At 64.7% G+C, this 25,855-nt stretch carries 24 protein-coding genes; 13 read left to right on the top strand and 11 right to left on the bottom strand.

The features are described 5' to 3' along the window. Positions 1 to 85: 85 nt before the first annotated feature. A complete protein-coding gene (locus tag BLS11_RS08650; RefSeq protein ID WP_092536045.1) occupies positions 86 to 2,281 on the top strand; it encodes a histidine kinase N-terminal 7TM domain-containing protein in 2,196 nt (731 codons plus the stop codon). Between the two features lies 1 nt (position 2,282). Here the strand turns inward: BLS11_RS08650 and BLS11_RS08645 are convergent, their stop codons facing one another. Continuing rightward, positions 2,283 to 2,669 carry a DUF8048 family protein gene (locus tag BLS11_RS08645; protein WP_092536042.1) on the bottom strand — a complete coding sequence of 129 codons (387 nt, stop codon included), beginning with the start codon at positions 2,667 to 2,669 and terminating at the stop codon, positions 2,283 to 2,285. A 248-nt stretch (positions 2,670 to 2,917) separates the two neighbouring features. Here BLS11_RS08645 and BLS11_RS08640 point away from each other — a divergent pair, with 248 nt between their 5' ends. Beyond that, on the top strand, positions 2,918 to 3,703 hold the full coding sequence (locus tag BLS11_RS08640) for a sugar phosphate isomerase/epimerase family protein (protein ID WP_092536039.1): 786 nt from the start codon (positions 2,918 to 2,920) through the stop codon (positions 3,701 to 3,703). Positions 3,704 to 3,776: 73 nt separating this feature from the next. Then, entirely contained in the window at positions 3,777 to 4,769 is a 993-nt protein-coding gene (locus BLS11_RS08635) for a carbohydrate kinase family protein (protein ID WP_092536036.1), read from the top strand. Here the strand turns inward: BLS11_RS08635 and BLS11_RS08630 are convergent, their stop codons facing one another. The 7 genes from BLS11_RS08630 to BLS11_RS08600 form a co-directional block, all read right to left on the bottom strand. Further along, the gene (locus tag BLS11_RS08630; protein WP_092536033.1) at positions 4,770 to 5,840 is read right to left on the bottom strand and encodes an actin-like salactin; all 1,071 of its coding nucleotides are present in this window, start codon (positions 5,838 to 5,840) and stop codon (positions 4,770 to 4,772) included. 147 nt (positions 5,841 to 5,987) lie between these two features. Continuing rightward, on the bottom strand, positions 5,988 to 7,142 hold the full coding sequence (locus BLS11_RS20000; protein ID WP_092536030.1) for a FlaD/FlaE family flagellar protein: 1,155 nt from the start codon (positions 7,140 to 7,142) through the stop codon (positions 5,988 to 5,990). Positions 7,143 to 7,315: 173 nt separating this feature from the next. Further along, on the bottom strand, positions 7,316 to 9,901 hold the full coding sequence (locus tag BLS11_RS08620) for a methyl-accepting chemotaxis protein (RefSeq protein ID WP_092536027.1): 2,586 nt from the start codon (positions 9,899 to 9,901) through the stop codon (positions 7,316 to 7,318). A gap of 90 nt (positions 9,902 to 9,991) precedes the next feature. Further along, positions 9,992 to 10,501 (bottom strand): chemotaxis protein CheD, encoded by a 510-nt coding sequence (locus BLS11_RS08615; RefSeq protein ID WP_092536025.1) that lies wholly within the window; start codon positions 10,499 to 10,501, stop codon positions 9,992 to 9,994. Positions 10,502 to 10,570: 69 nt separating this feature from the next. After that, positions 10,571 to 11,761, bottom strand: a complete 1,191-nt coding sequence (locus BLS11_RS08610; RefSeq protein ID WP_092536022.1) for a chemotaxis protein CheC — start codon at positions 11,759 to 11,761, stop codon at positions 10,571 to 10,573. After that, positions 11,758 to 12,126, bottom strand: a complete 369-nt coding sequence (cheY, locus tag BLS11_RS08605; RefSeq protein ID WP_092536019.1) for a chemotaxis protein CheY — start codon at positions 12,124 to 12,126, stop codon at positions 11,758 to 11,760. The genes BLS11_RS08610 and cheY overlap by 4 nt, the downstream gene beginning before the upstream one ends. A gap of 116 nt (positions 12,127 to 12,242) precedes the next feature. Next, positions 12,243 to 12,818, bottom strand: coding sequence for a DUF7500 family protein (locus BLS11_RS08600; protein ID WP_092536016.1), 576 nt, complete (start codon positions 12,816 to 12,818; stop codon positions 12,243 to 12,245). A gap of 168 nt (positions 12,819 to 12,986) precedes the next feature. Here BLS11_RS08600 and BLS11_RS08595 point away from each other — a divergent pair, with 168 nt between their 5' ends. The 3 genes from BLS11_RS08595 (at position 12,987) to BLS11_RS08585 (ending at position 14,860) form a co-directional block, all read left to right on the top strand. Beyond that, positions 12,987 to 13,325, top strand: coding sequence for an ArsR/SmtB family transcription factor (locus tag BLS11_RS08595; RefSeq protein ID WP_092536013.1), 339 nt, complete (start codon positions 12,987 to 12,989; stop codon positions 13,323 to 13,325). Positions 13,326 to 13,573: 248 nt separating this feature from the next. Then, positions 13,574 to 14,245, top strand: a complete 672-nt coding sequence (locus BLS11_RS08590; RefSeq protein ID WP_092536010.1) for an archaellin/type IV pilin N-terminal domain-containing protein — start codon at positions 13,574 to 13,576, stop codon at positions 14,243 to 14,245. A 12-nt stretch (positions 14,246 to 14,257) separates the two neighbouring features. Next, positions 14,258 to 14,860 carry an archaellin/type IV pilin N-terminal domain-containing protein gene (locus BLS11_RS08585; RefSeq protein WP_092536007.1) on the top strand — a complete coding sequence of 201 codons (603 nt, stop codon included), beginning with the start codon at positions 14,258 to 14,260 and terminating at the stop codon, positions 14,858 to 14,860. A gap of 175 nt (positions 14,861 to 15,035) precedes the next feature. On the opposite strand, the gene BLS11_RS08580 is transcribed toward BLS11_RS08585, so the two are convergent. Beyond that, on the bottom strand, positions 15,036 to 15,782 hold the full coding sequence (locus BLS11_RS08580; RefSeq protein ID WP_092536004.1) for an RAD55 family ATPase: 747 nt from the start codon (positions 15,780 to 15,782) through the stop codon (positions 15,036 to 15,038). A 604-nt stretch (positions 15,783 to 16,386) separates the two neighbouring features. Here BLS11_RS08580 and BLS11_RS08570 point away from each other — a divergent pair. From BLS11_RS08570 to BLS11_RS08540, 7 genes are read left to right on the top strand one after another with little or no spacing between them, the layout of a single operon-like run. Then, the gene (locus tag BLS11_RS08570; protein ID WP_092535998.1) at positions 16,387 to 17,862 is read left to right on the top strand and encodes a flagella accessory protein C; all 1,476 of its coding nucleotides are present in this window, start codon (positions 16,387 to 16,389) and stop codon (positions 17,860 to 17,862) included. Then, entirely contained in the window at positions 17,846 to 18,289 is a 444-nt protein-coding gene (locus BLS11_RS08565) for an archaellum stator protein ArlF (protein ID WP_092535995.1), read from the top strand. The genes BLS11_RS08570 and BLS11_RS08565 overlap by 17 nt, the downstream gene beginning before the upstream one ends. Before the next feature lies 1 nt (position 18,290). After that, positions 18,291 to 18,743, top strand: a complete 453-nt coding sequence (locus tag BLS11_RS08560) for an archaellum stator protein ArlG (protein WP_092535992.1) — start codon at positions 18,291 to 18,293, stop codon at positions 18,741 to 18,743. Beyond that, positions 18,743 to 19,495 carry an archaellum protein ArlH gene (locus BLS11_RS08555; protein ID WP_092535989.1) on the top strand — a complete coding sequence of 251 codons (753 nt, stop codon included), beginning with the start codon at positions 18,743 to 18,745 and terminating at the stop codon, positions 19,493 to 19,495. Before BLS11_RS08560 ends, BLS11_RS08555 begins: the two co-directional genes overlap by 1 nt. Then, positions 19,495 to 21,162 carry a type II/IV secretion system ATPase subunit gene (locus BLS11_RS08550; RefSeq protein ID WP_092535986.1) on the top strand — a complete coding sequence of 556 codons (1,668 nt, stop codon included), beginning with the start codon at positions 19,495 to 19,497 and terminating at the stop codon, positions 21,160 to 21,162. The genes BLS11_RS08555 and BLS11_RS08550 overlap by 1 nt, the downstream gene beginning before the upstream one ends. A gap of 32 nt (positions 21,163 to 21,194) precedes the next feature. After that, a complete protein-coding gene (gene flaJ / locus BLS11_RS08545) occupies positions 21,195 to 22,919 on the top strand; it encodes an archaellar assembly protein FlaJ (protein WP_175454432.1) in 1,725 nt (574 codons plus the stop codon). Next, positions 22,916 to 23,974 carry a CheF family chemotaxis protein gene (locus BLS11_RS08540; protein ID WP_092535980.1) on the top strand — a complete coding sequence of 353 codons (1,059 nt, stop codon included), beginning with the start codon at positions 22,916 to 22,918 and terminating at the stop codon, positions 23,972 to 23,974. Before flaJ ends, BLS11_RS08540 begins: the two co-directional genes overlap by 4 nt. A gap of 159 nt (positions 23,975 to 24,133) precedes the next feature. On the opposite strand, the gene BLS11_RS08535 is transcribed toward BLS11_RS08540, so the two are convergent. Beyond that, positions 24,134 to 24,601: a GNAT family N-acetyltransferase gene (locus BLS11_RS08535; RefSeq protein WP_092535977.1), complete on the bottom strand. Its 468-nt coding sequence runs from the start codon at positions 24,599 to 24,601 to the stop codon at positions 24,134 to 24,136. Positions 24,602 to 24,961: 360 nt separating this feature from the next. Further along, positions 24,962 to 25,846, bottom strand: a complete 885-nt coding sequence (locus BLS11_RS08530; protein ID WP_092535974.1) for a CheF family chemotaxis protein — start codon at positions 25,844 to 25,846, stop codon at positions 24,962 to 24,964. Positions 25,847 to 25,855: the final 9 nt, after the last annotated feature.

Genomic DNA, 25,855 nt, shown 5'->3' with positions numbered 1-25,855 from the left:
TCCGGGTGACAAGAAGCGGCGGAAACAGGGAACAGTCATCGGCCGGACGCAGAACGAAGAGAGACGAAATGGTGCGACCATTCAGATGGCACTGACGACGCAGCTCGCCGTACTACCGCTCGTAGCGGGTGCGCTGTGCGGCGCCGTCACCGTCGTCGTCCTCGTTCGGTTCCGGCTCTACTCCCGTCGGGTCCGCCTCCCGTTCTCGCTTCTGATGCTCGCGGCGGGGCTGTGGGCGACGGGGTACGGCCTTCGACTCGCCGCCGACTCGCTTGCGACGAAGGTGTTTCTGTACCACGTCAGTTGGGTCGGCGCGGTGTTCGTCCCGACGCTCTGGTTCGCGTTCACGCTCGCGTACACCGGCGAGGAGCGACTGCTGAACCACCGGGGCGTCGCGGCACTGGTGGTCGAACCGGTGTTGGTGTTGACGCTCCTGGTGGTCGGTAGCGGCGGCGTGCTGGTCGGCGACCACGCGCTGGCGTCGGTTCCCGGCGGCGTCGTCCTCACCACGAGGTACGGTCCGGCCTACGGCCTCCACCTGCTGTACACCGCCGCGGTCGGACTCGCCGGAGCGGTGATGATGGGTCGGCTCTTGGTTCGCGGGAACGGCGCCTACAGCAAGGGCGCGTTCGCCCTCCTCTTCGCCGCGAGCGCTCCGCTGTTCGCGTTCGGTCTCACCCTCCTCGGCCTCTGGCCGCACTGGTTCGATCCGACGCCGGCGACGTTCGGCGTCTCCGCCGTCGTCGTCCTCGTCGCCCTCCGCGGCGACGGTCTGTTCGACGTGACGCCCGTCGCCCGCGACTTCGTCTTCTCGCAGATGCGAGACGGCATCGTCGTCCTCGACGACAGGGGGCGCGTCGTCGAGGTGAACCCCGCCGCGGCACCGCTGTTCACCGTCGACCGCTCCGAGGCCGTCGGTTCGTACGTCGCCGACGTCTGCTACAACCCCCTCGGGATGCAGGCGCTCCTCGCCGACGAACGGGAGGTGCTCGAAGTGACCGTCGACACCGAGGAGGGGAGGCGGCACTTCGAGGCGGCGGCGACCCGACTCGGCGGCGACAGCGGTCACGAACGCGGGTGGACCGTCCTCTTCCGGGACGTGACCGACTACCGGCAGACCGAAGAGCAGTTCCGCGCGCTCATCGAGAACTCTCGGGACCTCATCACCATCATCGACCGCGCGGGGCGGCGGAAGTACGTCAGTCCGTCGGCGTCGCACGTGCTCGGCGTCGAAGCGGAGGAACTCGTCGGCGAGAACTCCTTCGACCGGATGCATCCCGACGACCGCGACGACGCCCGCGACGTGATGGAGGAGATAGCCAACACGGACGAGGCGGTGCGGACGCAGATTCGGTCCCGCCACGCCGACGGCACGTGGCGGACGCTCGACGTCGTCTGCGTGAACCTGCTCGACGACCCCGCCGTCGGCGGTATCGTCGTCAACGCGCGCGACGTGACCGACCGCACGAGTTACCAACAGCGTCTGCGCGTCCTCAACCGCGTCCTCCGGCACGACCTGCGCAACGACATGAACGTCATCCTCGGGCACGCCGACCTCCTGATGGACGAGATCGACGAGTCGTCCGCCCACCACGCGCGGACGATTCGCCGCAAGGGGGAGTCGCTCGTCGAACTGGGCAAACGCGCCCGCGAGATCGACCGGACGCTCGACGTGACGAACCGCACGCGGAAACCCGTCGAGGTGACCGAACCCCTCGGCGAGCAGTTGGACTCCCTCGCCGAGACGCACCCCGGCGTCGTCGTCAACCGGCACCTCCCGGACGAGGCGTGGGTGAAGGCGACGGCGCACGTGACGATGGCCATCTCGAACGTCGTCGAGAACGCCGTCGAACACAACGACCGGGCGCTCCCCCGCATCGGCGTCGCCGTCTCGAAACCGCGCGAGGACGTCGTCGAAGTTCGCGTCGTCGACAACGGTCCCGGCATCCCGGACTCCGAACTCGACGCCCTGCAGTCGGGGCGGGAGACGCAACTGCAACACGTCAGCGGACTCGGGTTGTGGCTCGTCAAGTGGGTCCTCACGGGGTCGGACGGGAGCGTCTCGTTCGAGAACCACTCCCCGCGAGGCACGGCCGTCGTGATGCGGTTCGCCGCCGCCGACCCGGCGCGGGAGGAGTCGAACGCGTCCGCCTCGGACGGCGACGCCGTCGAAGGCCGTTCGGCGGGCGGCCGGGCGTCGGACGACGGTGTCGGAGAGCGCCGCTCCGCGAACGACCGTCCCTCGGAGGGTGACGCCGTCGCGGCGGAGAACGACGACTGACTCAGGGGCGCGTCAAAACGAGCGGGAGCCTGCCGTCGTCGGGGGCCGCATCAGACCCGAGCGTCGCCGCCAGTTGGTTCGCGTGGAGGGCTCTGAGGGCGTCGAACTCCTCCAGCGAGAGCGAGAGCGCGTCGCCGTACTCCCCCCAGACGGTCGCGTCCACCGCGAGGAAGTACGCCTCCGTCCGCCGTTCGACGAGCGGGTTCTTCGGGAGCGACCGCCGCCACTCGTAGACGATGTCCTCGACCCCCGGGAGGTCACGAACCGTCTGTTGGTGGCTCCGCGCGACGCTTCTGATTCGGTCCGCGCCGACCCCCGTCTCCTCGGCCGTCCGCGAGACGACGTCGTCGTCGAACACCGCCAACGGGTCTCGTTCGTCGCGCGTCATCGTGACACGGATACATGCACTCCGACGGCTTGAACGCCGGGGGTTTCGGTCGGCCGGTGCGCCGCGGCGGCCGAAAGCGGCGAACCCGTCGTTCGGCGGGGTCGGGCGGACGAATAGTGTCGTTCAAGCGAACTTTCGCTGTCGAAATCATTACTCCGTCGGCTTCGGCGGGTGCGTCTATGCCCTCCACCGCCGTCTGATTCTGAGGCGACTGACGGACTTTTCTCGCGCGCGGACCAACGGCTCCCATGCTCGGAGACGCACGAACCGGATTCGTCACGCAACTCGGCATGGACGAAGCGGAGGCCGTCGCGTTCGCCGGCGACGCGGGCCTCGACTTCGTGGAACTGATGATGGACGGCGGCGGTCACCGGAGCCGACTCCGCGAACGCGCCTCGGACCTGCGGGCGGCGGCCGACGAGGCGGGCGTCTCGCTCCTCGTCCACCTGCCGTTCGGCGGCGTGGACGTCGGAAGCCCGCACGAACACGTCCGGCAGGGGTCGCGCCGGGAAATCGCCGCCGCACTCGACGCGGCGGCGACGTTCGACGCCGAGAAGGCCGTCCTGCACGCGAGCACGAACGCGTGGGGGCCGGCGTGGGACGAATCGACGCTCCACGGACACCTGCTGGACTCGGTGCGCGAACTCGACGACCGCGCTCGGGAGCGAGGAATCGAACTCTGCGTCGAGAACGTCCCCCGCGGCGCGTTCGACACCAACGACTTCCCGACGCTGTTCGAGGAGACGGACGCCTCGATGACGCTCGATACGGGGCACGCCCGGATGGACGGACGCGACGGCGGCGGCATCGCGGCGCTCTGCCGGGAGTTCGGCCACCGCATCTCCCACCTCCACCTCAACGACACGCGCGTTCCGAGCGACGAACACCTGCCGTTCGGGTCCGGGACGATAGACTTCGAGGCGGCGTTCGACGCCCTCGGCGGGGAGTGGGACGGGACGCTCTCGTTGGAGGTGTTCACCGACGACTTCGGCTACCTGCGGACGAGCGCGGAGCGACTCGACGAACTGTTGTGAGTCGGCGGGGAGTCGCTCCCGAATCGCGGGGCCGCCACGAGGTTTCAACTACTCCGTAACCGTACCGCATGCCATGACCGACGAACACCGGACCGAACCGGACGGCGGTTCCCCGCGCGTCGTCGTCGCGGGCGAGACGCTCATCGACTTCCTGCCGAACAGCGAGGGGCCCCTCTCGGGCGTCGAGTCGTTCACTCGCCGGGCCGGCGGCGCGCCCGCGAACGTCGCCGTCGCCCTCGCACACCTCGACGAGACGCCGCGGTTCTGGACGCGCATCGGCGAGGACCCGTTCGGAGACTTCCTCGAAGACACCCTCCGAAAGCGGGGCGTGCCGACCGACCACGTCGAACGGGACCCGGTGGCGAAGACGACGCTCGCGTTCGTCGCCCACGACGAGGACGCGGAACGCGGGTTCTCCTTCTACCGCGACGAAACCGCCGACACGCGGATGCAACCCGGCGGACTCGCGGACGAGGACCTCGAAGGTGCCGAGTGGGTCCACGTCGGCGGCGTCACCCTCGCGGACGAACCGTCGCGCGAGGCCACCTTCGACCTGATGCGCCGCGCGCGGGAGGCGGGCGCGACGGTTTCGTTCGACCCCAACGCCCGGCCGGAACTGTGGGAGACGTTCGACTACGTCGGGTCGATGCGCGAGGCGTTCGGACTCGCCGACGTGGTGAAGGCGACGCCGGAGGACTTGGCCGCCTTCGACGTGAGCGGCGACCCCTCGGAACTCGCGCACGCGATTCTCGACGAGGGACCGCACACGGCGCTTCTCACCCTCGGCGGCGACGGGTCGCTTGCGGCCACCTCCGACGGGTCGCCGTGGACGTCGGACCTCTCGGTGGTCGAACACGGCGGGTACGAGGTGACGCCCGTCGACACCACCGGCGCGGGCGACGCCTTCACCGCGGGCGTCATCGCGGCACTCGTCGGAGACGAACCGCTCTCGGAGGTGTTGGCGTTCGCCAACGCCGTCGCCGCGGTGACGACCACCGCCGCGGGGGCGATGACGGCGCTTCCGGACCGCGAGGCGGTCCGGGCGTTCAGAGAAGAGCAGTCCTGACTACTCGACGAGTCGTTCCGCGATGCGCCGGGCACCCTCGGCGGGCGCGGTGTCCGGCCGGTCCGCGGCGACGCACTCCACGTCGCGGTTGAGTTCCTCGCTCATCCGCGCTTCGAACTCCTCGACGATACCCGGGATGCACGCCATCCCACCCGTGAGGACGATGGGCTTGCTCAGGGCGAGTTGGTACGGTTTCATGTGGTCGTTCGCCAGTTGCGAGAGGAAGTTGTTCGCTACCTCGTCCACCGCGTCGTCGAGGTAGTCGTCGAGGGGTTCCATCACCGAGCGTTCGATGGTGAACTCGTGGGACCCGCCGCCGGGTTGCTGGATGACGTCCGTGAACGGTTCGAACTCGTCGAAGTCGGCGTGCGTCTCCTTGTACTCCCGCGCCGTCGTCAGGTCGACGTTGACGCGGCCCTGCGTCTCCTCCTCGACGGCGTTTGCGATGCGGCGGTCCACTTCGTTGCCGGTGACGGCCCCAGAGACGAACGGCGACAGTTGCTCGCCGTGGCGGTACGCCGACGCTTCGAGGTTCGTCGAGCCCATGTTGACCGCGACGAAGACGCTCTCTATCGCTTCGAGGCCGTCGCCCAACGCGGGAATCGAACCGGTGAGCGACTCGGGGAAACTGCGGACGAACGCCCCGCCGACGGGACTGTCCTCTATCACCTCGTTGAGACTCGCCAGTCCGGGTTCGTTGTCTATCGTCGGAATCGCGTAGACGATGGCGCTGTCGGTATCGAGTCCGTGCGCCGACACCAGTTCCGCGAAGAACTTCTTGGCCAACTCCGTCCCCTCGCGGCTTTCGGGGAGGCCCGACCGGAGCATGTACTCCACTCTGTCGGGGTACTCTTGGGCGGCCTGTTCGCCGAACAGGACTCGCTCCTCGCCGGTCAACGGGTCGTCGTACGTCGCCAGACAGGTCAGCGTCCGAACCGTCTCCACCTCGCCGTCGTCGTTCCGGAACTGAAGCACCGTGCGCGTACTGCCGAGTTTCACTCCGACCGCAGTCGGCCCCGAACTGCTCTCGTCGTTCGTCGATTCGTCTTCGCCGCTTCCATCCTCCGTCATACCCGGACGGATACGCAACTGGTAGAAAATCCTGTTGGTAATCGTTCTTACATAAGTGGATCGAACGCGACGAGTCGAAAAACGGAAGACAGAGAGCCAATGAAGTGGTTCGGAGGGAGGCGTCCGCGGGAGGATGTAATTCCTCGGTTACGTCATCGAAGTGAGGCGCGCGACGTAGAGGAGGCTGAGGTGGTGGTCGTCCACGTCGAACTCCGTCGTGTCGGCGACGTTGCCCGAGAAGCCGATGAGGTAGTCGTGCAGTTCCGTCTCGACGTCCTCGGTGATCCAATCGACGGTGAGGTAGTAGCGGAGGGCGTCCATCGTCCGCTTGAACCCGCCCTTCAGCACCATGAACTCCAACCAGTCGAAGACGACTCGCTCGGCGGCGTACTCGTTCGGCAGGGTTCGCAGGTAGGGCTTCTCGAGCGAATCGCCCGCGGCGGCCGTCTCGTGGACGAGAAGCTGTTCGAGTTGGTTCTGCCGGAGCACTTCGCCCGCCCGGCCGCGGGGGCGTTCGTGGACTTCGTTGTCGAAGCGGAACTGTCCCACGTCGTCGGGGTGGTCGTCGTAATCGTCGTACTCGGCGTCGCGCCCGAAGGAGTCGTTCGACCGACCCTCGTCGTACTCCGTGTAGCCGAGTTCGTCGTACTGGGGGTCGTCGTACTCGTCGTACCCGTCGTCGTACTCCGAGTAGCCGTCGTCGTAGCCTCTCTCGTCGTACTGTCGGTCGTCGCGGGCGTCCCGACGGTGGCCGTTACGGGAACCTCGGCGCTGACCGTCGTTCGCGCGTCCGCGGTCGTTCTCGGCGCGGCCGGTTCCTCGGCGTCCGTCGCGGGAGGAGTCGCCGAACGGGCGACCGAGGCCGATTTCGCTCGCGAGGCGGTCCGCTCTGACGACTTCGTCCTGCGCGTCGCCGTGGTCTGAGTGTCCCTGTCGGGGGCGACTGAGTTCGTCGGACCGGCCGTTTCGGTTCCGACGCGGTCGGTCGTCGCTTCGGCGCTGGTCGCCGCTTCGGCGCTGGTGGTCGTCGTTCCGGCGCGGTCTGTCGTCGCTTCGGCGTCGGCTCTCGCCGTTCCGGCGCGACTCGTCTCGACGCGGCGCGTCCCGGTCCTCACGGGACCGGCGGCCGTCGTTTCGACCGCTTCGGTTCGGCGGGCCCTCGCGTCGCGGTCGCCGTCCGTCGGCCTCGTCCTCGTCGGACGCTTCGTCGGCCTCGGACGTTCGTCCGTTGCGGTCTGCCCGTCGTTCGTCGGCGATACGCCGGAGTTCTCGGAGGTCGTAGTTTTCGGGATCTATCTTCATCAGCCTCACCTCGCTCACGACGGTTCGTCGGTCGAACGCGCCGCGGCAAAGACGCCGCCCGTCGGTCACGGAAGGCGTCGTCGTGTTGTGAGTGCCAATCCGCGGGACCGGGATAAACCTGCCCCCGATATTATCAAAACAGATAACTAGGGTCGGAGGCGTTCGAGAGTCGTTCAGTCGTCGTCAGCGTGACCGCCGTCGGGCGTCGGACGCGCCGTCGCCTCCGTCTCACTCTCCTCGGCGGCGTCGGCGACGGTGGAGTCGTCGCCATCCGGGGCGGCGAAATCGCTCTCCGCATCGGTCGCCTCCGACTGCTCGTCGCCGTCCGACGGTTCGGCGTCGCCGTCGGAGGCGGTCACCGAGTCGAATTCGAATCCGGACTCGGCCTCGGCGTCGGACGCCGGTTCGTCGGCGGACGGCGGGTCGCCGTCCGACCCCGATTCGTCGCCGGCGTCCGGTTCGGTCCCGACGGCGGGCGCCTCCTCGGACGTCCGGTCCCCGCCGGTCGGTTCCTCACGGAGCGAACGTTCGCCGTCGGCCGCCGCGTCGGGTCGCCCGTCGGACCCCGCAACCTCGAAGCGGTCGAGCATCGTCACGAGTCGGTCGGTGTCCGTCGAGAGCGACTGCATCTGCTCGTTCACGTCGTCCACCGTCGCCGTCTGCTCCTCGGCGGTCTCGGCGACGGCACCCGCCTCGGCGGTCATCTCCTCCGCGATGCTGGCGATGTCGTCCGCCATCGACAGCACCTCTTGGGAGGAGGAGGCCTGTCCGCCGGTCGCGTCGGTTATCTCCAACACGCTGTCGTTCGTCTCCTCGACGCGGACGACGATGTCGTCGAGGGAATCGAGCGCTCCTTCGACGTCCTCCGCGCCGGACCGGACGCCCTCCTGCATCCGTTCGACGCGCCGGACGACGCGCTGTCTCTGTTCGGCGATGTCCTCGACGAGGGCCGATATCTCCGAAGCGGACTCTTGGGTCTCCTCGGCGAGCGATTTCACCTCGTGGGAGACGACGGCGAACCCCTCGCCGGCCTCGCCCGCGCGGGCGGCCTCTATCTCCGCGTTCAACGCGAGGATGTTCGTCTGCTCGGCCACGTCGGAGATGACTCCGACCACGGCCTCTATCTCGCGGAGATGACCGTCGAGTCGCTCTATCTCCTCGACGGTGCGTTCGGTCTCCGCGCGGATGTCGTCCATCCCGTCGAGGGCGTCCGTCGCGGCGTCGGCCCCGCCGTGGGCGCGTTCCGCCGTCTCCTCGGAGAGCGTGGCGAGTTCGTCCGCGGCGGAGGCTATCTGCTGGATGGACGCCGAGAGGTCGTCCATCTCTTCGGACACCTGCGCGATGCCCGACGACTGCTGGGCGGCCCCGGCGGATATCTGTTCGATGGACTCGCTCACCGCTCTGCTCCGCTCGCTCACCTCGTCCGTGCTCGCCGCGACTTCCCGCCCGAGTTCGGCCACGTCCTCGCCGAACTGCGAGACCCGACGCACCGTCGCGGACAGTTCGTCCATCATGTCGTTGAACGCCTCGGCGATGGTGGACATCTCCTGCGAACGGCTCTCCTCGTCCATCCGGGCGGTCAGGTCGCCGTCGGCGGTGCGCTCCATCACCTCGCGGTACGCCTCGGCGTCCGCCCGTTGGTCCCGGAGGTCGTCGCGCATCTGCGCGATGCCCGCGAACACGTCGCCGAACTCGTCGTCTCGGCTCGATTCGACGCTCGCGTCGAGTTCGCCCGCCCGCAGTCGGTCTACGGTCGAGTTGAGTCGGTTCAGCGGCGTCACCGTGTTCCGGCGGAGGACGCCCCCGACTCCGGCGAGGGAGACGACGGCGAGGCCGACGATGAGGAAGACGTGCGTCCCGACGGTGTGTTGGAGGCCGTACGCCGTCCGCGTCGGCGCGTACACGAGGACGACCGACCCCTCGCCCGTCGGCGCGTACGCGAGCAGGTGTTTCTCGTCCATCGAGTCGTCGGCCGGACGCTCCGTCACGCCGCTCTTGCCGCTCTGGGCGAGAGAGAGCAGTTCCCCGTCGGACCTGAGCGACGGCGACTCCGCGCCGCTTCCGTCGAACATCACGTCGCCGTCCGTCGAGACGACGCGGACGAACGACCCCTCGACGGAGGTGTCGAGCCTGCTCTCCAACGCCGACACGTCGGCGGTCACGACGATGGCGCGCGCGGGGCGCGTCTGGACTCCGGACGCGAACGCGATGACTCGCTCGCCCGACCGAGAGGCGTACGGGGACGACCGGACGACGTTTTGGGAGAACGACGACCCCGCGGACGCGACGAGGTCCGTCCCCTTCCACGGCGTCGTTCCCACGGCGGACTCGTCGGAGCTGGCCACGACTTTCCCGCTGTTCGTGTCCACGTAGTGGATGGCCCGGTAGCCGGCCGGAAGCTTGTCCACCTCGCGAGTCAACCGCTCGCTGACGAGCGATTCGTGCTGGTCGTAGATGCCGTACGCCGAGAGCATCCGGGCCGTCTCGCGGCGTTGGCTCATCCACTCGCCGAGCTGCGTCGCCTGCAGTTCGGCGGTCTGTTGGAGCTCCTCCTGTTCGTTGGCGTGGACCTTCTCGGAGACGGCTCGGTACTCCATCGCCGCGAACCCGGCGAACAAAAGGAGGACGACGAGAAAGAGCGCGGCCAACTTACGCGCGTAGCTCCGCCGAATCCGCTCGGGCGCGAGCGACCCGATGCGGTCGGCGACCAGTCCCAGTCGGCGGCCGACGCCACCGACCGCTGTGCGGAGAGTAATCATGATAATCGCGTCGCGTCAGTGAACGTATAAATCCGGGGATCCGGATATCATCTGAGATAACAACCGGCGCAGTCGTGCGATTTCTCGTTATCAGAGAGTGCTTACGCCGGCGTTCGCGCTCCGAACGCGGAGGTCGGCGGAGCGGACGGAAAACTGGAGCGAACGGCCGTAGTCGCCGCCGACGTCTTCGGCGACGAGCGGGATATCGAGCGAATCCAACGTGTCGCGCGCCGCGACCACGTTCCTGTCGCCGATGCTCTCTTCGGCCGACGTGAACTCGAACATCGTCGCACCGCCCGCCAGCTTCGCCCGGAGGTTGCCGGGAACGGCCCCCTCTTTCTCCATCGCCCCGACGAGCGCCGGGACGGCGGTGTCGACGTACTTCGCGTCGTTCTCGTCGCCGTCGGCGGTCGGTAACATCGCGTGCGCGAGGCCGCCGACGGACTGCTGGGCGTCGAACACCGCGATGCCGACGCAGGAACCGAGCCCGCTCGTTACGAGGGTCGTCTCGCCGGTTCCGACGGCGAAGTCCGCGATGCCGACTTTGATTCGCTCCTTCGTCCGGTGCGTACTCTGCGTCTCGCTCGTGTATACTTTCATAGTGGTTTGTCGGACGTCACGACGAGGACGGTTCCCGGTGGTGAGCCGGGGGTTCGCCCCCGACGCGAGTTACGCTTCCGCCGCAAGGCGATTGAGCGCCTCGCGGAGTTGCGCTTCGTTCGGGAGGGCGTAGATGTCGCACGTGAACTCGTCGTCGTCGGTGACGATGGTCGAGTCGATGAGGAACGCGTGTTCCTGCGACTGTGCGAGCTCGGTGGCGAGCGGGTCGATTATCGCCGAGCCGAGGTCTTCGACGTACGTCGGCGGCGAAATCTCTATCGTCGTCTCGAGCGCGTTCGCCCACCCGTCGAGGAACCCCGACGTGGTGATGTTGCCTATCTCCTGAATCGCGCTTTGGCGCATCGCCGCGTCCGCCTCCATTCCCGGCATGAGCGACTCCGCGAGGTTGTCCGCCGACTCCTCGTCGAACAGAATCGCGATGTAGCCGGACGGCAACCCCTCGAACTCCAACACGACGCCGAGGCGGGTCTCCTCCGTGAGTTCCATCGGAACGGCTTCGATGGGGACGAAACTGAGGCGACTCACTTCGACCGTCGTGTCGCTTCCGGTCATCGCCGTCAGGTCCTCCGAGGCCTGCTCCGCGCCGTCCGTGATCATCTCGGAGAAGGAGGTGAACGATTCGACGGGCACCGTCTTCCCCTCCGACCCGGCGATAGTCGAGATAGTCTCGATGGAATCGTGGGTCGGGAGCATGTAGATCTGGAAGTTGACCTTCTCGTCTGCGGTCTCGAGTTGGTTCCGGAACGCGAGGACGTGGTCCTCGCCGGTGTCCATCTCGAACCCGGAATCGCCCGTGATGTCGTCCAACGCGCCTTGACTCTCCACGTCGACGAACGTCGGCGTCGTGATGTCTATCGACGTTTCGAGGAAGTCGGCCCAGCCGTCGATGAAGCCGCCGAGCATGATGTTACCGAGCTCTTTCAGTCCGCTCGTCGCCATCTCTCCGTCGGGCTGTTCCGCGGCCCCCGGAACGAGGACGTCGACGAGTTCGACCGCCTTGTCACGGTCGAACGCGAGCACGGTCCGCCCGTCGATACCGCCGTTGAATCCGATGTGGACGCTGACGAGGTCCTGTTCGACGAACTCTCGTTCGACGTCGCCGCGCGTGCTCACTTCGATCTTGGTGACGTTGACGGACGTTTCGACGCCGGTCAACTGCGTGAGCGACCCCGCGGCGCGCTCTGCGCCCGAGTGGGCGAGCCGGCTGAACGTTCGTAACGACTGGACGTCGAGATTCATGCCTCGACGCTCACCACGTCGTCGATGGCTTGGAGGACGTTGGGCTTCTGGAAGGGTTTCGTGATGTACCCGTCTGCGCCCGCTTCGACCGCCTCGCGCATCTTCTCTTCCTGTCCGACGGAGGTGCACATGATGACCGACGCCGAGGAGTCCATCGACTTGATCTCTGTCGTCGCTTCGATTCCATTTCTGATGGGCATCACGACGTCCATCGTCACGACGTCGGGCCCGAGTTCTCGGTAGAGTTCGACGGCTTCGACGCCGTTCTCGGCTTCCCCAACTACTTCGTGCTCTCCGTCGAGCAACTGCTTCAGCAGGTTCCGCATGAACGCCGAGTCGTCCACAACCAGTACGGTGCTTGCCATGGAGAGACTGTTCCGAGAAACGGTCTATAAACCCTCGCTCCCTATTATCAGCGTTGATAGGGTGCGTCCGCGTCGGTACGCCGCCCGCTCCCGCCCGCCGCGTCCCGGTAGCGCGATTAGCGATTCTCCGGGGGTATCTGCAGTCCGTCACTGCCCAACGCCTCGACTAACTCGCCGATGGAGTCGTCCGTCGTGAGGCCGTGCGTTCGCAGGACGGGGGCGAGAACTTTGGTCGGGAACGCGACGTCGGTGTCGGAGGCCAAAAGGAGGATGCCCAACACCTCCTGGGGCGTCGCGTCGGCGTCGACTTGGTCGGCGTACCACTGGACGACGTCGCCGAACGCCGTCGCGATGTCGTCGGAGAACCGTTCGCGTTGGGCGACCCGCCCGCCGAACGACGCGGTGACGGCGATGCCGTGACTCGAACCCTTGTCCGAGACGTACCGCGCCATCTGCTGCTTCGCGAAGTTCCCGCGTTCTTCGAGGGTGCGTTCCTCCTCGGCCTCTCTGGGCGGTGACTCCTCTTCGTCCACGCGCGGTTTCTCGTCGTTGTCCGTGGCGACGACGTACCGACCGTCTCGAATCTGGGCGACGCGTTCGTCGTCCGAGTAGTCGAGTTCGTTCGGGCCGATGACGCCCTCCTCCTCCCGGCGGCGACGGCTTCTGTCTTCGGGCGGATTTCCGGGAGCCATGATGCTTGGTCCCGGCGGGGGAATATTAAGCCCATCGCTGACAGTTCAGCTGATTGATGTCCGAGGCCTGACGGTTATCCACCCGATAACTCGGGCGACGTTTTCGACTTCGAGTCATACTGGTAACCAACACATTCACATGGACTCACGACAGACCTACCCCCATCTATGGAGTCTGACAGGACCCTTGCAGCGTTGGGCAACGAATACAACCCGGACATCTTACGCGCCGCGGACGAACCGCACTCGGCGCAGGAGTTCAGCGAGATGCTCGACATCCCGATCGCGACGTGCTACCGTCGCATCGAGGAACTCACCGCCGCCGGCCTTCTGGAACTTCACGACAGGGTCCTCTCTGACGAACACCGCCGGACGAACGTCTACCGGCGCGAGGTGGACAAGATAGTCATCAGCTTCGACGAGGACGACTACAACGTCGCCGTGACGGAACGACCCGAGGTGAAAAACAAACTCGACGACGTCTGGCGTCAGATCGCACACGACTGATTCTTCAGCGTATTCGACTCTGCCCCACGTTCGTAGAGAGGTCTCGCCGCGTGCTACCTGCTCTCACTCCATTGTAATTCTTCATTCGCCCGCGTGCGCGTAGTATTTCATTAATTCGACGCACACGCCCCCGATTATCATCTCCGAAAATCGGGCCCGTACCGTTATGTAGGATACGATGATTTTCAGCATCGTAGGTCTTCACCTCCGGCGAGGGGGTGGAGGACCGATTTGGAGATAACTAACCCATGTTCGAAGAAAACAACGCCGACCGCGGTCAGGTCGGTATCGGAACTCTCATCGTGTTCATCGCGATGGTCCTCGTCGCAGCGATCGCGGCGGGCGTCCTCGTGAACACGGCCGGCTTCCTCCAGGCGACTGCGCAGGATGCTGGACAGGAAAGTGTGAATAAGGTAACCAACCGTGTCGACGTCGTCAGTAAGCACGGTATGGTCAACGACACCAGTAACGGCCTGGCCGTCGACAGTCTCAACCTGACTGTCCGTCTGGCCGCCGGGTCCGGTAGTGTGTCGCTCGAAGACACGTCGATAAAGTACGTGAGCGGATCTACGGCGAAGAACCTCGTCTACAAGAACTCGACGAGTAACAACGGGACCGAGCTCGGAGCTGTCCACAAGTACAACTCCACCGGTGCTAACGAAGGTCTCAACCACACCGAGTTCACGGCGTACGCGCTCAACGACGACGACGACGCGTCGTACCCCGTTCTGAACAGTCAGGCCGACCGCTACGAGCTCATCATCAACACGTCCGTCGTCGAGCAGAACGGCGCGGGTGTCTCGACCGGCGACTCGGTCAAGCTCGAGATTACGAGCCGGTCCGGTGGCTCCACGCAGGTCATCCTGACGATGCCCCAGCAGCTCGCGGGCCAGAGCGACGACGACCCGGTTCCCCTCTAAGGAGTAATTGACATGAAAAACATATTCAACGAAGAAGATCGCGGTCAGGTCGGTATCGGTACGCTCATCGTGTTCATCGCGATGGTTCTCGTCGCGGCGATCGCGGCGGGCGTCCTCGTGAACACGGCCGGCTTCCTCCAGGCGACTGCCGAGGATGCGGGTCAGGAAAGCGTCAACAAGGTCACGAACCGCGTCGAGGTTCTGAACACCCACGGTACGGTCGGTAACAACACGGACATCGCAAACATCACGATGACCGTCCGTCTGGCCGCCGGTTCCAGCAGCGTCGACATGGACCAGACGTCCATAAAGTACCTCAGCGACTCCGAGGTACAGACGGTGACGAACTCGACCGACAAGACCGCCGACGGGGAGTACTTCGCGCTCCAGAAGGTCACTGACGACGACGGTTCCTTCGGCGTTCTCAACAGCATGAACGACCGCTACGAGGTCAAACTCAACACGTCGGCTATCGAGAGCGGTGACGGTGGACTCAACACGGGCGAACAGGTCCGTCTCGAGATCACCAGCCGAACGGGCGGCACGACGCAGGTCATGCTGACGATGCCCCAGCAGCTCGCGGGCAAGAGCCAGGGTCAGCCGGTCGAACTCTAAGTTCGTCCACCTCTTCGGTATCGGCAACGACTACTCGACTTCTTTCATTTTCCACGCCCGATAGCGGAGCGGACGCGACGGCGCGACGGCCGGTCCGTCGACTCGCGGCGTTCGAGCGAACGACCGGCTCGACGCTCCGAAGCGTCGTGACGCGGACGAAAAAACGAAGGGCCGACTATTCGAGGCCGTCTTCTTCGCCGAACCACGGCGGCGATTCGCCGACCATCGAGAACCCGGCGGCCTGTTCGTATATCTGGATGCCGCCTTGGTTGATCTCCAAGGGGAACATGGAGTTTTTGATGGACTGTTTGCGCATCTTCGCGACCCAGACGTACCGGTTGCTCGTCGCTCCCGCCGGACTCTGGATGAGGTAGATGTTCCCGTCGGTCAGGAAGTTCTCCAACCCGATCTCCGTCTCGGGGAAGATGGCCGACTGTTCGGTCGTGAGAAGCGACGTGAGGCCGCTATCTTTCAGGATGTCGATGAACTTCAGGAGGTACTGTCGCTGCTCCTTCTCGTCTTCGAAGAAGAGTTGGAACATCGTCAGCGAGTCGAGGACGAGTCGGTCGTAGTTGGTGTCCTGCAGGTCGCCGAGGATCCGGTCGAGCGTCGCCGAAAAGTCGCCGTCGCGCAGGAGCGTGCGCTTGTCGTACACCTTGATTCGGCCGTCCTCGACGTACTCGTCCCACTTCTCGAAGCCGATGGACTCCGCCGCCTGCCGGATGTCCTCCTCCGACTCCTCGAAAGTGAGGTAGATGCCGCCTTGGTCGTACTTGTCGACGCCGTTGTAGAGGTACTGCAGTCCGAGGATACTCTTACCGGTACCCGGATTTCCGCTGATAAGTACCGCGGCGTTCTTCACGATGCCGCCGTTGAGGATGGAGTCGAGTCCCTCGACCCCTGTCTTGACGAACTCTGGCATGATTGGGTGACTTCCGTGGAAGGTTATCGGTACGAGGGTCGGTTCCCCATCCGGTTAATTCTTCTTACACCCGTCCGTCGGTCGATGCGCCGCGGCCGTCGAGATATTCGGTCGGTCGACGGACCGGGTTCTCGGTTTTGCCGATATCACGGCTGATAATCGAAAGCGAACATTCTTGTATTACTGTAAGTACCGTAGGATCAATGCTACCTGCACCCCCGAGCCCGGAGACCCGATCCGGTCGGGAGTCGGCGCGTTACCGCCACGACGGTTCGGTGTCGTCACCGGAGCCGGTTCGGTGGCCCGCAGAGCGTGACTCTGCGCTGTCATCGAGCGGTGTCCGATGGCCCACGAAACGCCGTTCGGCGGCGCCGTCGGCGAGACACTCTCGTCGGTCACGTACGCGTGGTCGGACGGCGTCGAGCGACGTTCGACTACCCGCCAGAGACGGTCTGGTCACGCGACAGCGTCCCGGCTTGCGGGACGCGAGACCCCGTCTCGTATCCACAACCGACGACGCGCGTCGGGATAGCGGGCGTCGTTCGCTCCCGCCGGCGGGAGCGTCGACCCCGCGTGACCCTCAGCGGAGACGGAGGCGAGACAGATGGGAATGATGGACTGGATGGACGGACACGACGAGAATTCGCCGTCCGACGGCGAGAACACCGTCGCCACCGACGGACTCGGGTTCGACGAGGACCTCGACGACCTCTCCGACGACTTCGGCGACTTCGGAGACGGTGACGAGTTCGAGGACGGCGACGACTTCGGAGACGGCGACGACTTCGGAGACGGCGGCGGAGGCGGCGGTTCCGTCGACGACTCGACGGTCGCCGAACTCGAAGACCGCATCTCCGACCTCGAGAACGAACTGAGCGCCGTCTCGTCCGGCATGAACACCGTCCGCGAGGAGAACAAACAGATAGGGGAGACGGTCGAAGAACTCGACGACACGATCAGGAAGCTCCTCGACATCTACGAGATGGTTACTCGCGGCATCAACCCGTTCGTGGACGACGCCCGCGAGATGGGCGGCCTCGAAGGGGGCGGCTCGTTCGGCATCTTCGAAGGCGAGGAGGAAGAGGACGAAAACCTCGACCCCGACGTCGCCAACGCCGACGCCGAGAGCTTCTTCGACGAGGACTTCGGCGAAATCGACGCCGAGGCCGGCGAGGCCGAGGCCGAGTTGGCCGCCGGGGACGAACTCGCCGAAGAGGAACGAGAGAGCCCGGCCGACGCCTTAGACGACGGCGACGACGACTCCGAGGAGGAGACCGAATCGTCGTCCGGCGGCGGGTCGAGCTTCGACGACCTGAAATCCGAGTACGAGGAGGGCGAAGGCTGGGAGGACGATCTCGACGAGGACGGCGACGACGAAGAGGAGGCCGTCGACGAGTCGCCCCTCGACGAGGCGGACATCGCTTCCGACGACTCCGAGATGCCGACGACCGAGGAGTTGGTCGGCGAGTCCCCCGACGAGTCGTCCGCCGACGAGGCGGACGCCGCCGAGTCGGACGCGTACTTCGAGGAGGACGACGCGGAGACCGAGTCGGACGACCAATCGCAGGCGTTCGAGTTCGACCACGAGGCCGCGACGGAGACGCCCGAGCCGGAACCGGAGCCGGAACCGGTCGAACAGCAGCCCGCACCGACGCAGAGCCGGTCTCAGCCCCGGTCGGGCCGAACCGAACCGCAGTCCGGATACGGTGCGAGCGCCGACGTCGCCGAGGGTCCGGAGTACCTCACCAGCCTGCCCGCGAGCTACATCGCGGAGTCGGTCGCGCTGGAGTGGACTCGGTTCCTCGTCTCCGTCGGCGGCGCGATCGGCGCGGCCCGCGCGCTTCGACAGTACAGAGAACAGGAGTGGATTTCGCGGCACGTCGAGCGGAAGATGAACGCCCACGTGCGGAACGCGGCGTCCGCGACGGCGACGGAGGAGCCGCGTGACCTGCGCGTCGAACACCACAAGGAGAGCCTGACGTACATCAGCCGACTGGCGGGCGACGTCGCCGAGGCGCGTCTGCTCGAAGAGCTCTCCGCTCACGGACGGAGAGGGGGTCGCGGTGGGCTTCGGCGTTAGTGGCTCGACGGCGATAATCTTCCTCGGCGTGCTCATCTGTACGGGCACGCTGTACACCGCAGCGGCGGGTACCGCCGAGCGACTGACGGAGGCCGAACAGGAGAACCACGAGCGTCTCCTCGACCAACGGAACACGGGAATAGACATCTTCAATGCGACGTACAACACCAGCGACGGGAACGGAGTCGTGATTCGTGCCAACAACACCGGTTCGACGACGCTCTCGGTTCGGGATACGACGGTGCTCGCGGACAACGAGTACCAGGACGTGTCCGGTAACAACACGTACGTCGACGGAGAGATGAACACCGACCTCTGGGCGCCCGGGGAGACGCTCCGCATCGACTTGGGGACCAACGCCTCGCGCGTGAAGCTCGTCACCGAGACGGGCGTCTCCGACACGAGAACCGTGACGGTGGTGAGCTAAGATGGCGGACGTCTCCGCTCCGAGCCTCATCCTCTTTATCGCCAGCCTCGTCATCGCGGCGGGAGTCGCAGGCGTCCTCATCGACACGGTCGGCGGTATCAGCAACGCCCTCGACGAACGCGGCGGCGACGTGACCGAGAACATCAGAACCGACATCGAGGTGATAAGCGACAGCGAGGCTGGCGTCTACAACAGTTCGGAGGGTAACCTCACACTGTTGGTGAAAAACACCGGGCTCAGTACCCTCCCGGCGACGGGCAAGACGTTCGACGTCATCGTCGACTCGAAGTACCAGACGAACGTGAGCGTCTCCATCGTCGACGGAAGTACCGACTGGCGACCGCACGGCGTGGTCAGAGTGACGGTGTCCGAACTGTCGCTCGAATCGGGCGACCACCGTGCGAAAGTCGTCATCAACGGCGACGAAGAGATATTCAAATTCAGGACGAACTAATGAACGCAAATCACTTTCCTCTCGGATTGGGACAGCACGACCGCTTAGAGAAGGAACTCGGCGGGGGACTACCGAAGGGCGCTATCGTCCTCATCGAGGGGGACTACGGTGCCGGAAAGAGCGTCCTCTCGCAGCGATTCACCTACGGGTTCTGCCAAGAGGACATCGTTACGACGCTCGTATCGACCGAGTTGGGCGTCCGCGGTTTCCTCGACCAGATGCACTCGCTGTCGTACGACGTGGTCAAGCCCCTGCTGAACGAGGAGGTTCTGTTCCTCCAAGCGGAGATAGACGCCTCCGGTGCGCTGACGGGAGGGTCCGCGGAGCAAGAGCGGAAACAGTTGCTCCGACGACTGATGGACGCCGACACCCTCTGGGACGGCGACGTCATCATCATCGACACGTTCGACGCCATCCTGCGGAACGACCCGCAGTTCGAGGCACTCGTCCGGCAGAACGAGGAGCGACAGGCCGCCCTCGAAATCATCTCGTTCTTCCGCGACCTGACGACGAAGGGCAAGACCATCGTCCTCACCGTCGACCCCTCGACGGTCGACGACGAGGCGATCGGGCCGTTCCGCTCCATCGCCGACGTGTTCCTCGAACTGGAGATGGTCGAAGTCGGGAACGACGTGCGCCGGAACATCTTCGTCAAGCGGTTCGCGGGGATGGGCGAACAGGTCGGCGACCGCGTCGGGTTCTCCGTCCGGTCCGGAATCGGCATCGTCATCGAAAGTAGGAGTGTCGCATAATGCCGACGGACCACGGCTCATCCGCGATTTCGGACGACCTGAAACAGCACGCGATGCGGTGGTCCCACCTGCGTGAGCACCTCAAGCGGTTCAAGCAGATTACCGGCGAATTTCCGATGCTCATCGACGAACCGACGGGCGACCACGAGTCGCGCCGACCGAACATCGTCTATCACCTCGGCGGACCGATATACGCGCAGGTGTACGGGAACTTCGGCGAGACGACGAAGTACTACGCCATCGAACCCGAACTCGACGAGAAGGAACACGACATCTTCGATCAGGTGAAGGACAAGCTCCTCGAACGCTCGGTGTCGAAGCCCGCGCCCGAGGAGGACGTCGAGTACGAAGACCGGATTCAAGAACTCCTCGAGGAGATCGTCGCCATCGAAGGGGCCCAAGAGGGTCGCGTCCAAGAGCTGATTCAGCGACTCGACCTCGGTCCGGTGCAGGTGACCGAGGAGACGTACGAGAAGATACAGTACCGGTTAGTGCGCGACATCGTGGGTCTCGGTCCGCTCGAACCCATCATGCGCGACCCGGCGAACGAGGACATTCACGTCATCGGACCCAACCAGGTCGACGTCGACCACGGCGTGTTCGGCCTGCTCGAGACCACCGTCGAGTTCGACTCGACGGACCAGTTCGACAACTGGCTCAGAAACATGGGTGAACGCATCGGCGACCCCATCTCCGACGCGCACCCCATCGTCGACTCGACGCTCCCGGACGGGTCGCGTATCAACATCATCTACTCCGACGACGTGTCGCTGAAGGGGTCGAGCCTCACCATCCGTCAGGGCGACGACGTTCCGCTGTCCGCGTTCCAAATCTCGAAGTGGGGGACGCTATCGCCGGAACTCTGTGCGTACCTCTGGATAGCGTTGGAGAACGAGCGGACGGTGTTCGTGGTCGGCGAGACGGCGTCGGGGAAGACGACGACGCTGAACGCCATCACGTCGTTCATCCCGCAGGACTCGAAGATTTACACCGCGGAGGACACCGCCGAGGTGCTTCCGCCGCACGACACGTGGCAGCAACTCCTCACGCGCGAGGGTCGCGGGGGCGGGTCCGAGGTGGACATGTTCGACCTCGTCGCCGCCGCCCTCCGTTCTCGCCCCGACTACATCATCGTCGGGGAGGTTCGTGGCGAGGAGGGGCGGATGGCGTTCCAGGCCGCCCAGACCGGTCACCCGGTGATGCTGACGTTCCACGCATCCGACATCGTTTCCATGATTCAGCGTTTCACCGGCGACCCCATCAACGTCCCCGAGACGTTCATGTCGAACTGCGACATCGCCCTCTTCCAAAACAGGGTGAAGCGAGGCAACGACATCCTCCGTCGCGTGACGAGCGTCCAAGAGATAGAGGGGTACTCAAAGGAGATGGGCGGCGTCGTGACTCGCGAGGCGTTCTACTGGGACCCCGTCGAGGACGAGATCGTGTTCCAGGGCCGGAACAACTCCTTCATCATGGAGGAGAAGATCGCGACCCTGCTGGGCTACTCCGACACCCGGAAGATATACGAGGACATCGAGTTCCGCGCCGAAATCGTCCGCCGCGCACAACAGGAGAACATCGTCGGCTACCACGAGACGAACGAACTCATCGAAGACTACCAGCGTGACGGCGTCGAGGGACTGCCGTTCGACATGGCGAGGGTGTGATCATGACGGGAGCAGGTGCCACGGGCGACGGGATGACGACGCAGGCCCAACGGGCCCGCGAGTTCCTCGGATCGATTCTCGACTCCTACGAGCGGATGCCGATGGAGACGCAGCGGTACGGCCTCATCGTCCTCCTGCCGGCCACCGTGTTCTTCTTCGCGTCCGTGCTCGGGGCGCTACTGCTTCCGTTACCGCTACTCGTCCGCCTTCCCATCTTCCTGCTCGGCGCACTCATGCTGATCGCGGCGCTTCTGTACCCGCGCCTGCTGGTCGAACAACAGCGCCGGGGACTGGAGAACCAGCTTCACCTCGTCATCACGCACATGACCGTGCTCTCGACGACGAACATCGACCGCGTGCAGGTGTTCCGAACGCTCGGCCGCGAGAAGGAGTACGGCGAACTCGCCGTCGAGATGCGCCGCATCACGCAGTTGGTGGACACGTGGAACCAGTCGCTCGACGACGCCTGCCGCCGTCGGGCGAGACAGGTCCCCTCGAAACCGCTCGCGGACTTCCTCGACCGCCTCGCGTACGCGCTCAACGCCGGGCAGAGCATCGACGACTTCCTCCTCGGCGAGCAGAGTGCGATGGTCCAGAAGTACATCACCGTCTACGAGAGCGCACTCGGCAACCTCGAAGTGATGAAGGACCTCTACCTCTCGATGATCCTGTCGATGACGTTCGCCATCATCAACGCCATCGTCCTCCCGATACTGACGGGGACGGACGCGACGATGACCATCTCGGCGGTCATCGTGCTGTTCGTCTTCGTCCAACTGGGCTTTTACTACGTCATCAGGACGATGTCGCCGTACGACCCCCTCTGGTACCACCAGAGCGACTACCGGACGAAGGCCGACAGGCAGATAGACATCACCCTCTACGGTGCCGTCGCGCTCTCGTTCCTGTTCGTCGGCGTCCTCGCCATCGGCACCGCGGGCGTCACGTCCGTCGGACGGACGATACAGGGAGTCATGCTCGATACGCCCGTTCCGCTACTGCTCGCGACGCCTTTGACGCCGCTTGCGGTTCCCGGCATCATCGCGCGGCGACACGAGAACCGCATCAAGGAACGCGACGAGGAGTTCCCCGGGTTCATCCGCGCACTCGGCGCGTCCGAGAGCGCGAAGCAGAGCACGACGACCGCGGTGTTGAAGACCCTCCGAAACAAGGACTTCGGCGTGCTAACGCGGCAGATAGACCGACTCTACACCCGGTTGAAGATGCGGATCGGTCCGACCCGGTCGTGGTTCTTCTTCACGGCGGAGTCGAGTTCGTACCTCATCCAGAAGTTCAGCGAGATGTACAACGTGGGCCGACAGATGGGTGGGGAACCGAAGCAGCTCGGCGAACTCATCAGTACCAACATGAGCGAGGTCATCAAGCTCCGCCGCCAGCGCGAGCAGTCGACCATCACGCTCATCGGGGTGCTGTACGGCATCACCGCCTCCGCGTCCTTCGCGTTCTTCATCGGACTGGAAGTCGTCGAGATTCTGGCGTCGTTCTCCACGCAGATGAACCTCGCACAACTGGAGTTCGGTCAGCTCATCTACGCGGGCGTGTACGACATCCCGTTCATCGAGTACCTGCTGACGCTCATCATCCTGTTCAACGCCCTGCTGTCGTCGCTGATGATCCGGATGGTCGACGGCGGGCACAAAGCGAACGCGTACCTTCACTTCGTGGTCCTCGTTTGGATCGGCTGTGCGAGCGCAGTCGCCACCTCCTCGCTCGCGGGAGCACTGATTAGCGTATGACGGACACCTCAGACAGAGAGATAGAAACCGACGGCTCGGGTACCTCCCCGGCCGACACCGAGTCGAACGGGGAGAACCTGCTCGAAGCCTATCGGCAGAAGAAGGAAGAACCGGACACGACGGACGAAGAGCCCGACCGCTCGGAGCGCGACAAGAAGAAGGCCGCCAAGGGCGAGTCCATCGTGGTGGACTTCGTCGCGAACTTCGTCGCGGGGGGCAACGCCTCGTTCGACCCGGTGAAGGGTCGCGTCCTGATGAGCAGTCGCCGCCTCATCCTCGCTACGTCGCGGTCGAAGACGGTCATCCCCATCACCTCGGTGTTCGACATCGCGGTCGGACAGGTCCCGGCGGAAGTCGAGGAGTTCTTCGACTACACCGTGATGGTGGGATACATCGTCGACAACCGCCGTCAGACGACGGTCATCGGCGGGGACCGCGACACAATCGAGAAGTTCTCGCTACTCCTGTTCCGCGCGGCGCTGAACGGGTCGAAGACGATGGTCACGCACCCGGCGAAGGTGGGCGGCCGCGTCATGGACTCGCCGAAGCGCGAGACCGGACTCCACCTCGACTACGAGTCCGTCACGTTCCCCGGCAACGACTCCCTCGGCGAGGAGGACGAACCGTTCACCATCGACCTCGCCTCCGTCATCTTCTTCGAGGTCATCGAACGGACGGTCGAGGGGGAGAAACAGCTCGTCCTCTCGGTGCAACACGTCGAGAACGGACAGACCGTCACCACAGAGATATCCCTCCCGTCGCGGCGGAAGATGAACGTCCTCGGTCGGTACCTGCGTCTCATCTACCACTGGATAAAGAGCGACGCGCGCGACGTGGAGGTGAGCGAGGAGGGACTGGAGGTGCTCGTCGGCCTCTACTCCACCGGACCCGAAATCGACCTCGCGTCGCTTCTGGAACTCGACGAGAACGAACTGGAGGTGAAGCTCGAAGAACTGTTCGAGGACGACCTCATCACCGACAGCACGACGCCGTGCGAACTCACGCCGCAGGGGCGGTTCGTCGTCAACGAGGAGATAGAGGACGTCAACGTCTGAGCCGCCCTACAATCGCGGCTTCGTCGACATCCCGATAACGTGACGAGGCGCGAACGCCGACGACGGAGAAGGTACTCGGCGGGGGCAACCTCGTTTCAGTTCGTTCGCGACGAAACGGTCGTAGGGGGGAGGCGTGCCGAACGTCTGTGTTGACTCACTCTACTCTAACGGTTGCGCGTAATCTACTTGCTTCGGTCGGAACTCGGTATCGCGGTAGAACCGGCGTGCGCCCTCGTTGTGCCATTCACAGGAGACCTTGAGGTGGTCACAACCCATCTCGCGGGCGATCTCCTCGACGCGTTCGATAACGTTCGTACCGTGACCTCGGTTCCGATGCGATTCGTCAATAGCGAGGTTCACGATGCGAAGATATCTCGAGTACTGCCGAGACGAATGGTGGCCCTCGCGGAGAGTTACGAAGCCGATCGTCTCACCTTCGTGAATGACGAGATAGTCGGTGATTTCGTCGTCGTCAAGATGAGCGCGGAAGCCGTCATCCGAGACTTCGTCGATATCCGTATAGACGAGTTTATTCAGCTCGTCGTACGATTCCATCGCTCTTGCAAGAGAATACCAGTAGTCGACGAGCGTGTCGAGGTCGTCTTCTTCGGCTTCGATGAGTTCCATACAACAATTCCCCGCGATTGGCTCTTCAAATTACAGATGGCATGTTAGTGTCTGACGCATCAGTGTATGGGTACACGAACTGGACTCTCTACATGATGGTCGATGGAGTCGCTCCCTCTGACTCGGGGAAGTACGAATAGATCGGATGGGATATGCCGCGTCGATGGAAGGGTATCGCCGTCGCGCGGCGCATCGACTTGCACCGCGAGCGAGGACTTCGCCCGAGCCTCGCGAAACTCTTTGTCGCCAGAACGCGAAGCGTTCTGGCTGAACGACCCGAATCTCCGATTTCTGGTAGCGGTCCGGTTTTTACTTCATCGGGTCGCGCTACGCACGACCGCTCCTCGCAAAAAGGTGGATTTACATCGAGGCTTGGTCGTCTTCTATGGCGTCCGCCGCGATGCTCCGCCCGCGCGCGTTGAGTTCGACTTCGTGCCGGACGCGAACCTCGTCTAAGACGTCGTGGTCGACGAGTCGGACGAACAGTTCCTCGACTTCCTCCACGTCGAGGCCGAGAAACGCGGGGATGTCGAACGGCTCGACGCCGGAGTACAGCGCCATCAGAACCTGTTTGTCGGTCTTGCTCAGGTCCAGCGCCATCTCCGACTGCTCCTCGCCGATTCTGAGAAGCGACTTGAGGATGCCGATGGGTTGTTCCGGACCGGAGATGTACGTCTGGACGCTCGTCCCGTCGTCGTCGGAGTGTTCGACTTCGATGACCTCGCGGGACTCCTCGCGGACCGTCCGGCGGCCCATGTTGATGTCGCCGATGTCGTCCAGTCGGACTTCGACGAACGACCCGGTGACGGTGGCGATGCTCACGGCCTCCTGTTCGACTTTCATGCGGGCACCGACCCACTCGGTGTTCTGGACGACGCCCCCCTCGACGGCCGGGTGGCGGACGAGGAACTTCGTCGAGTTCAGCAACGCGCCGTAGAGGTCGAGTTCGAACTCGTCGAAGTTCTTGGGCGCGACGAGGACGACTTCCTCGCCGCCGTCGTAGTGAAGCGCGAGATAGTCGGAGACGGTTGCGACTCGCTGGTTGACGTCGAACCGGCCGCCGACCTGTTCGATGGTCGAAAGCGGAAACGTCCGCTTTCCCCCCGTGCCCGCGAGGATGAGGCGCTGGTTCGAGAGGAGGATGCGACCGTTCGTCCAGTTTGCGTCGCTCACTTCGCGGCCGTTCCGGAGCGCCTGCAGGAACCGACCGTTGGTGTCGCTTACCTTCTGTTCTCCGGGTTTCATCCACTCACC

This window comes from Halopelagius longus, from assembly GCF_900100875.1.
Classification (GTDB): domain Archaea; phylum Halobacteriota; class Halobacteria; order Halobacteriales; family Haloferacaceae; genus Halopelagius; species Halopelagius longus.
This window is presented reverse-complemented; position numbering and strand designations above follow the sequence as displayed.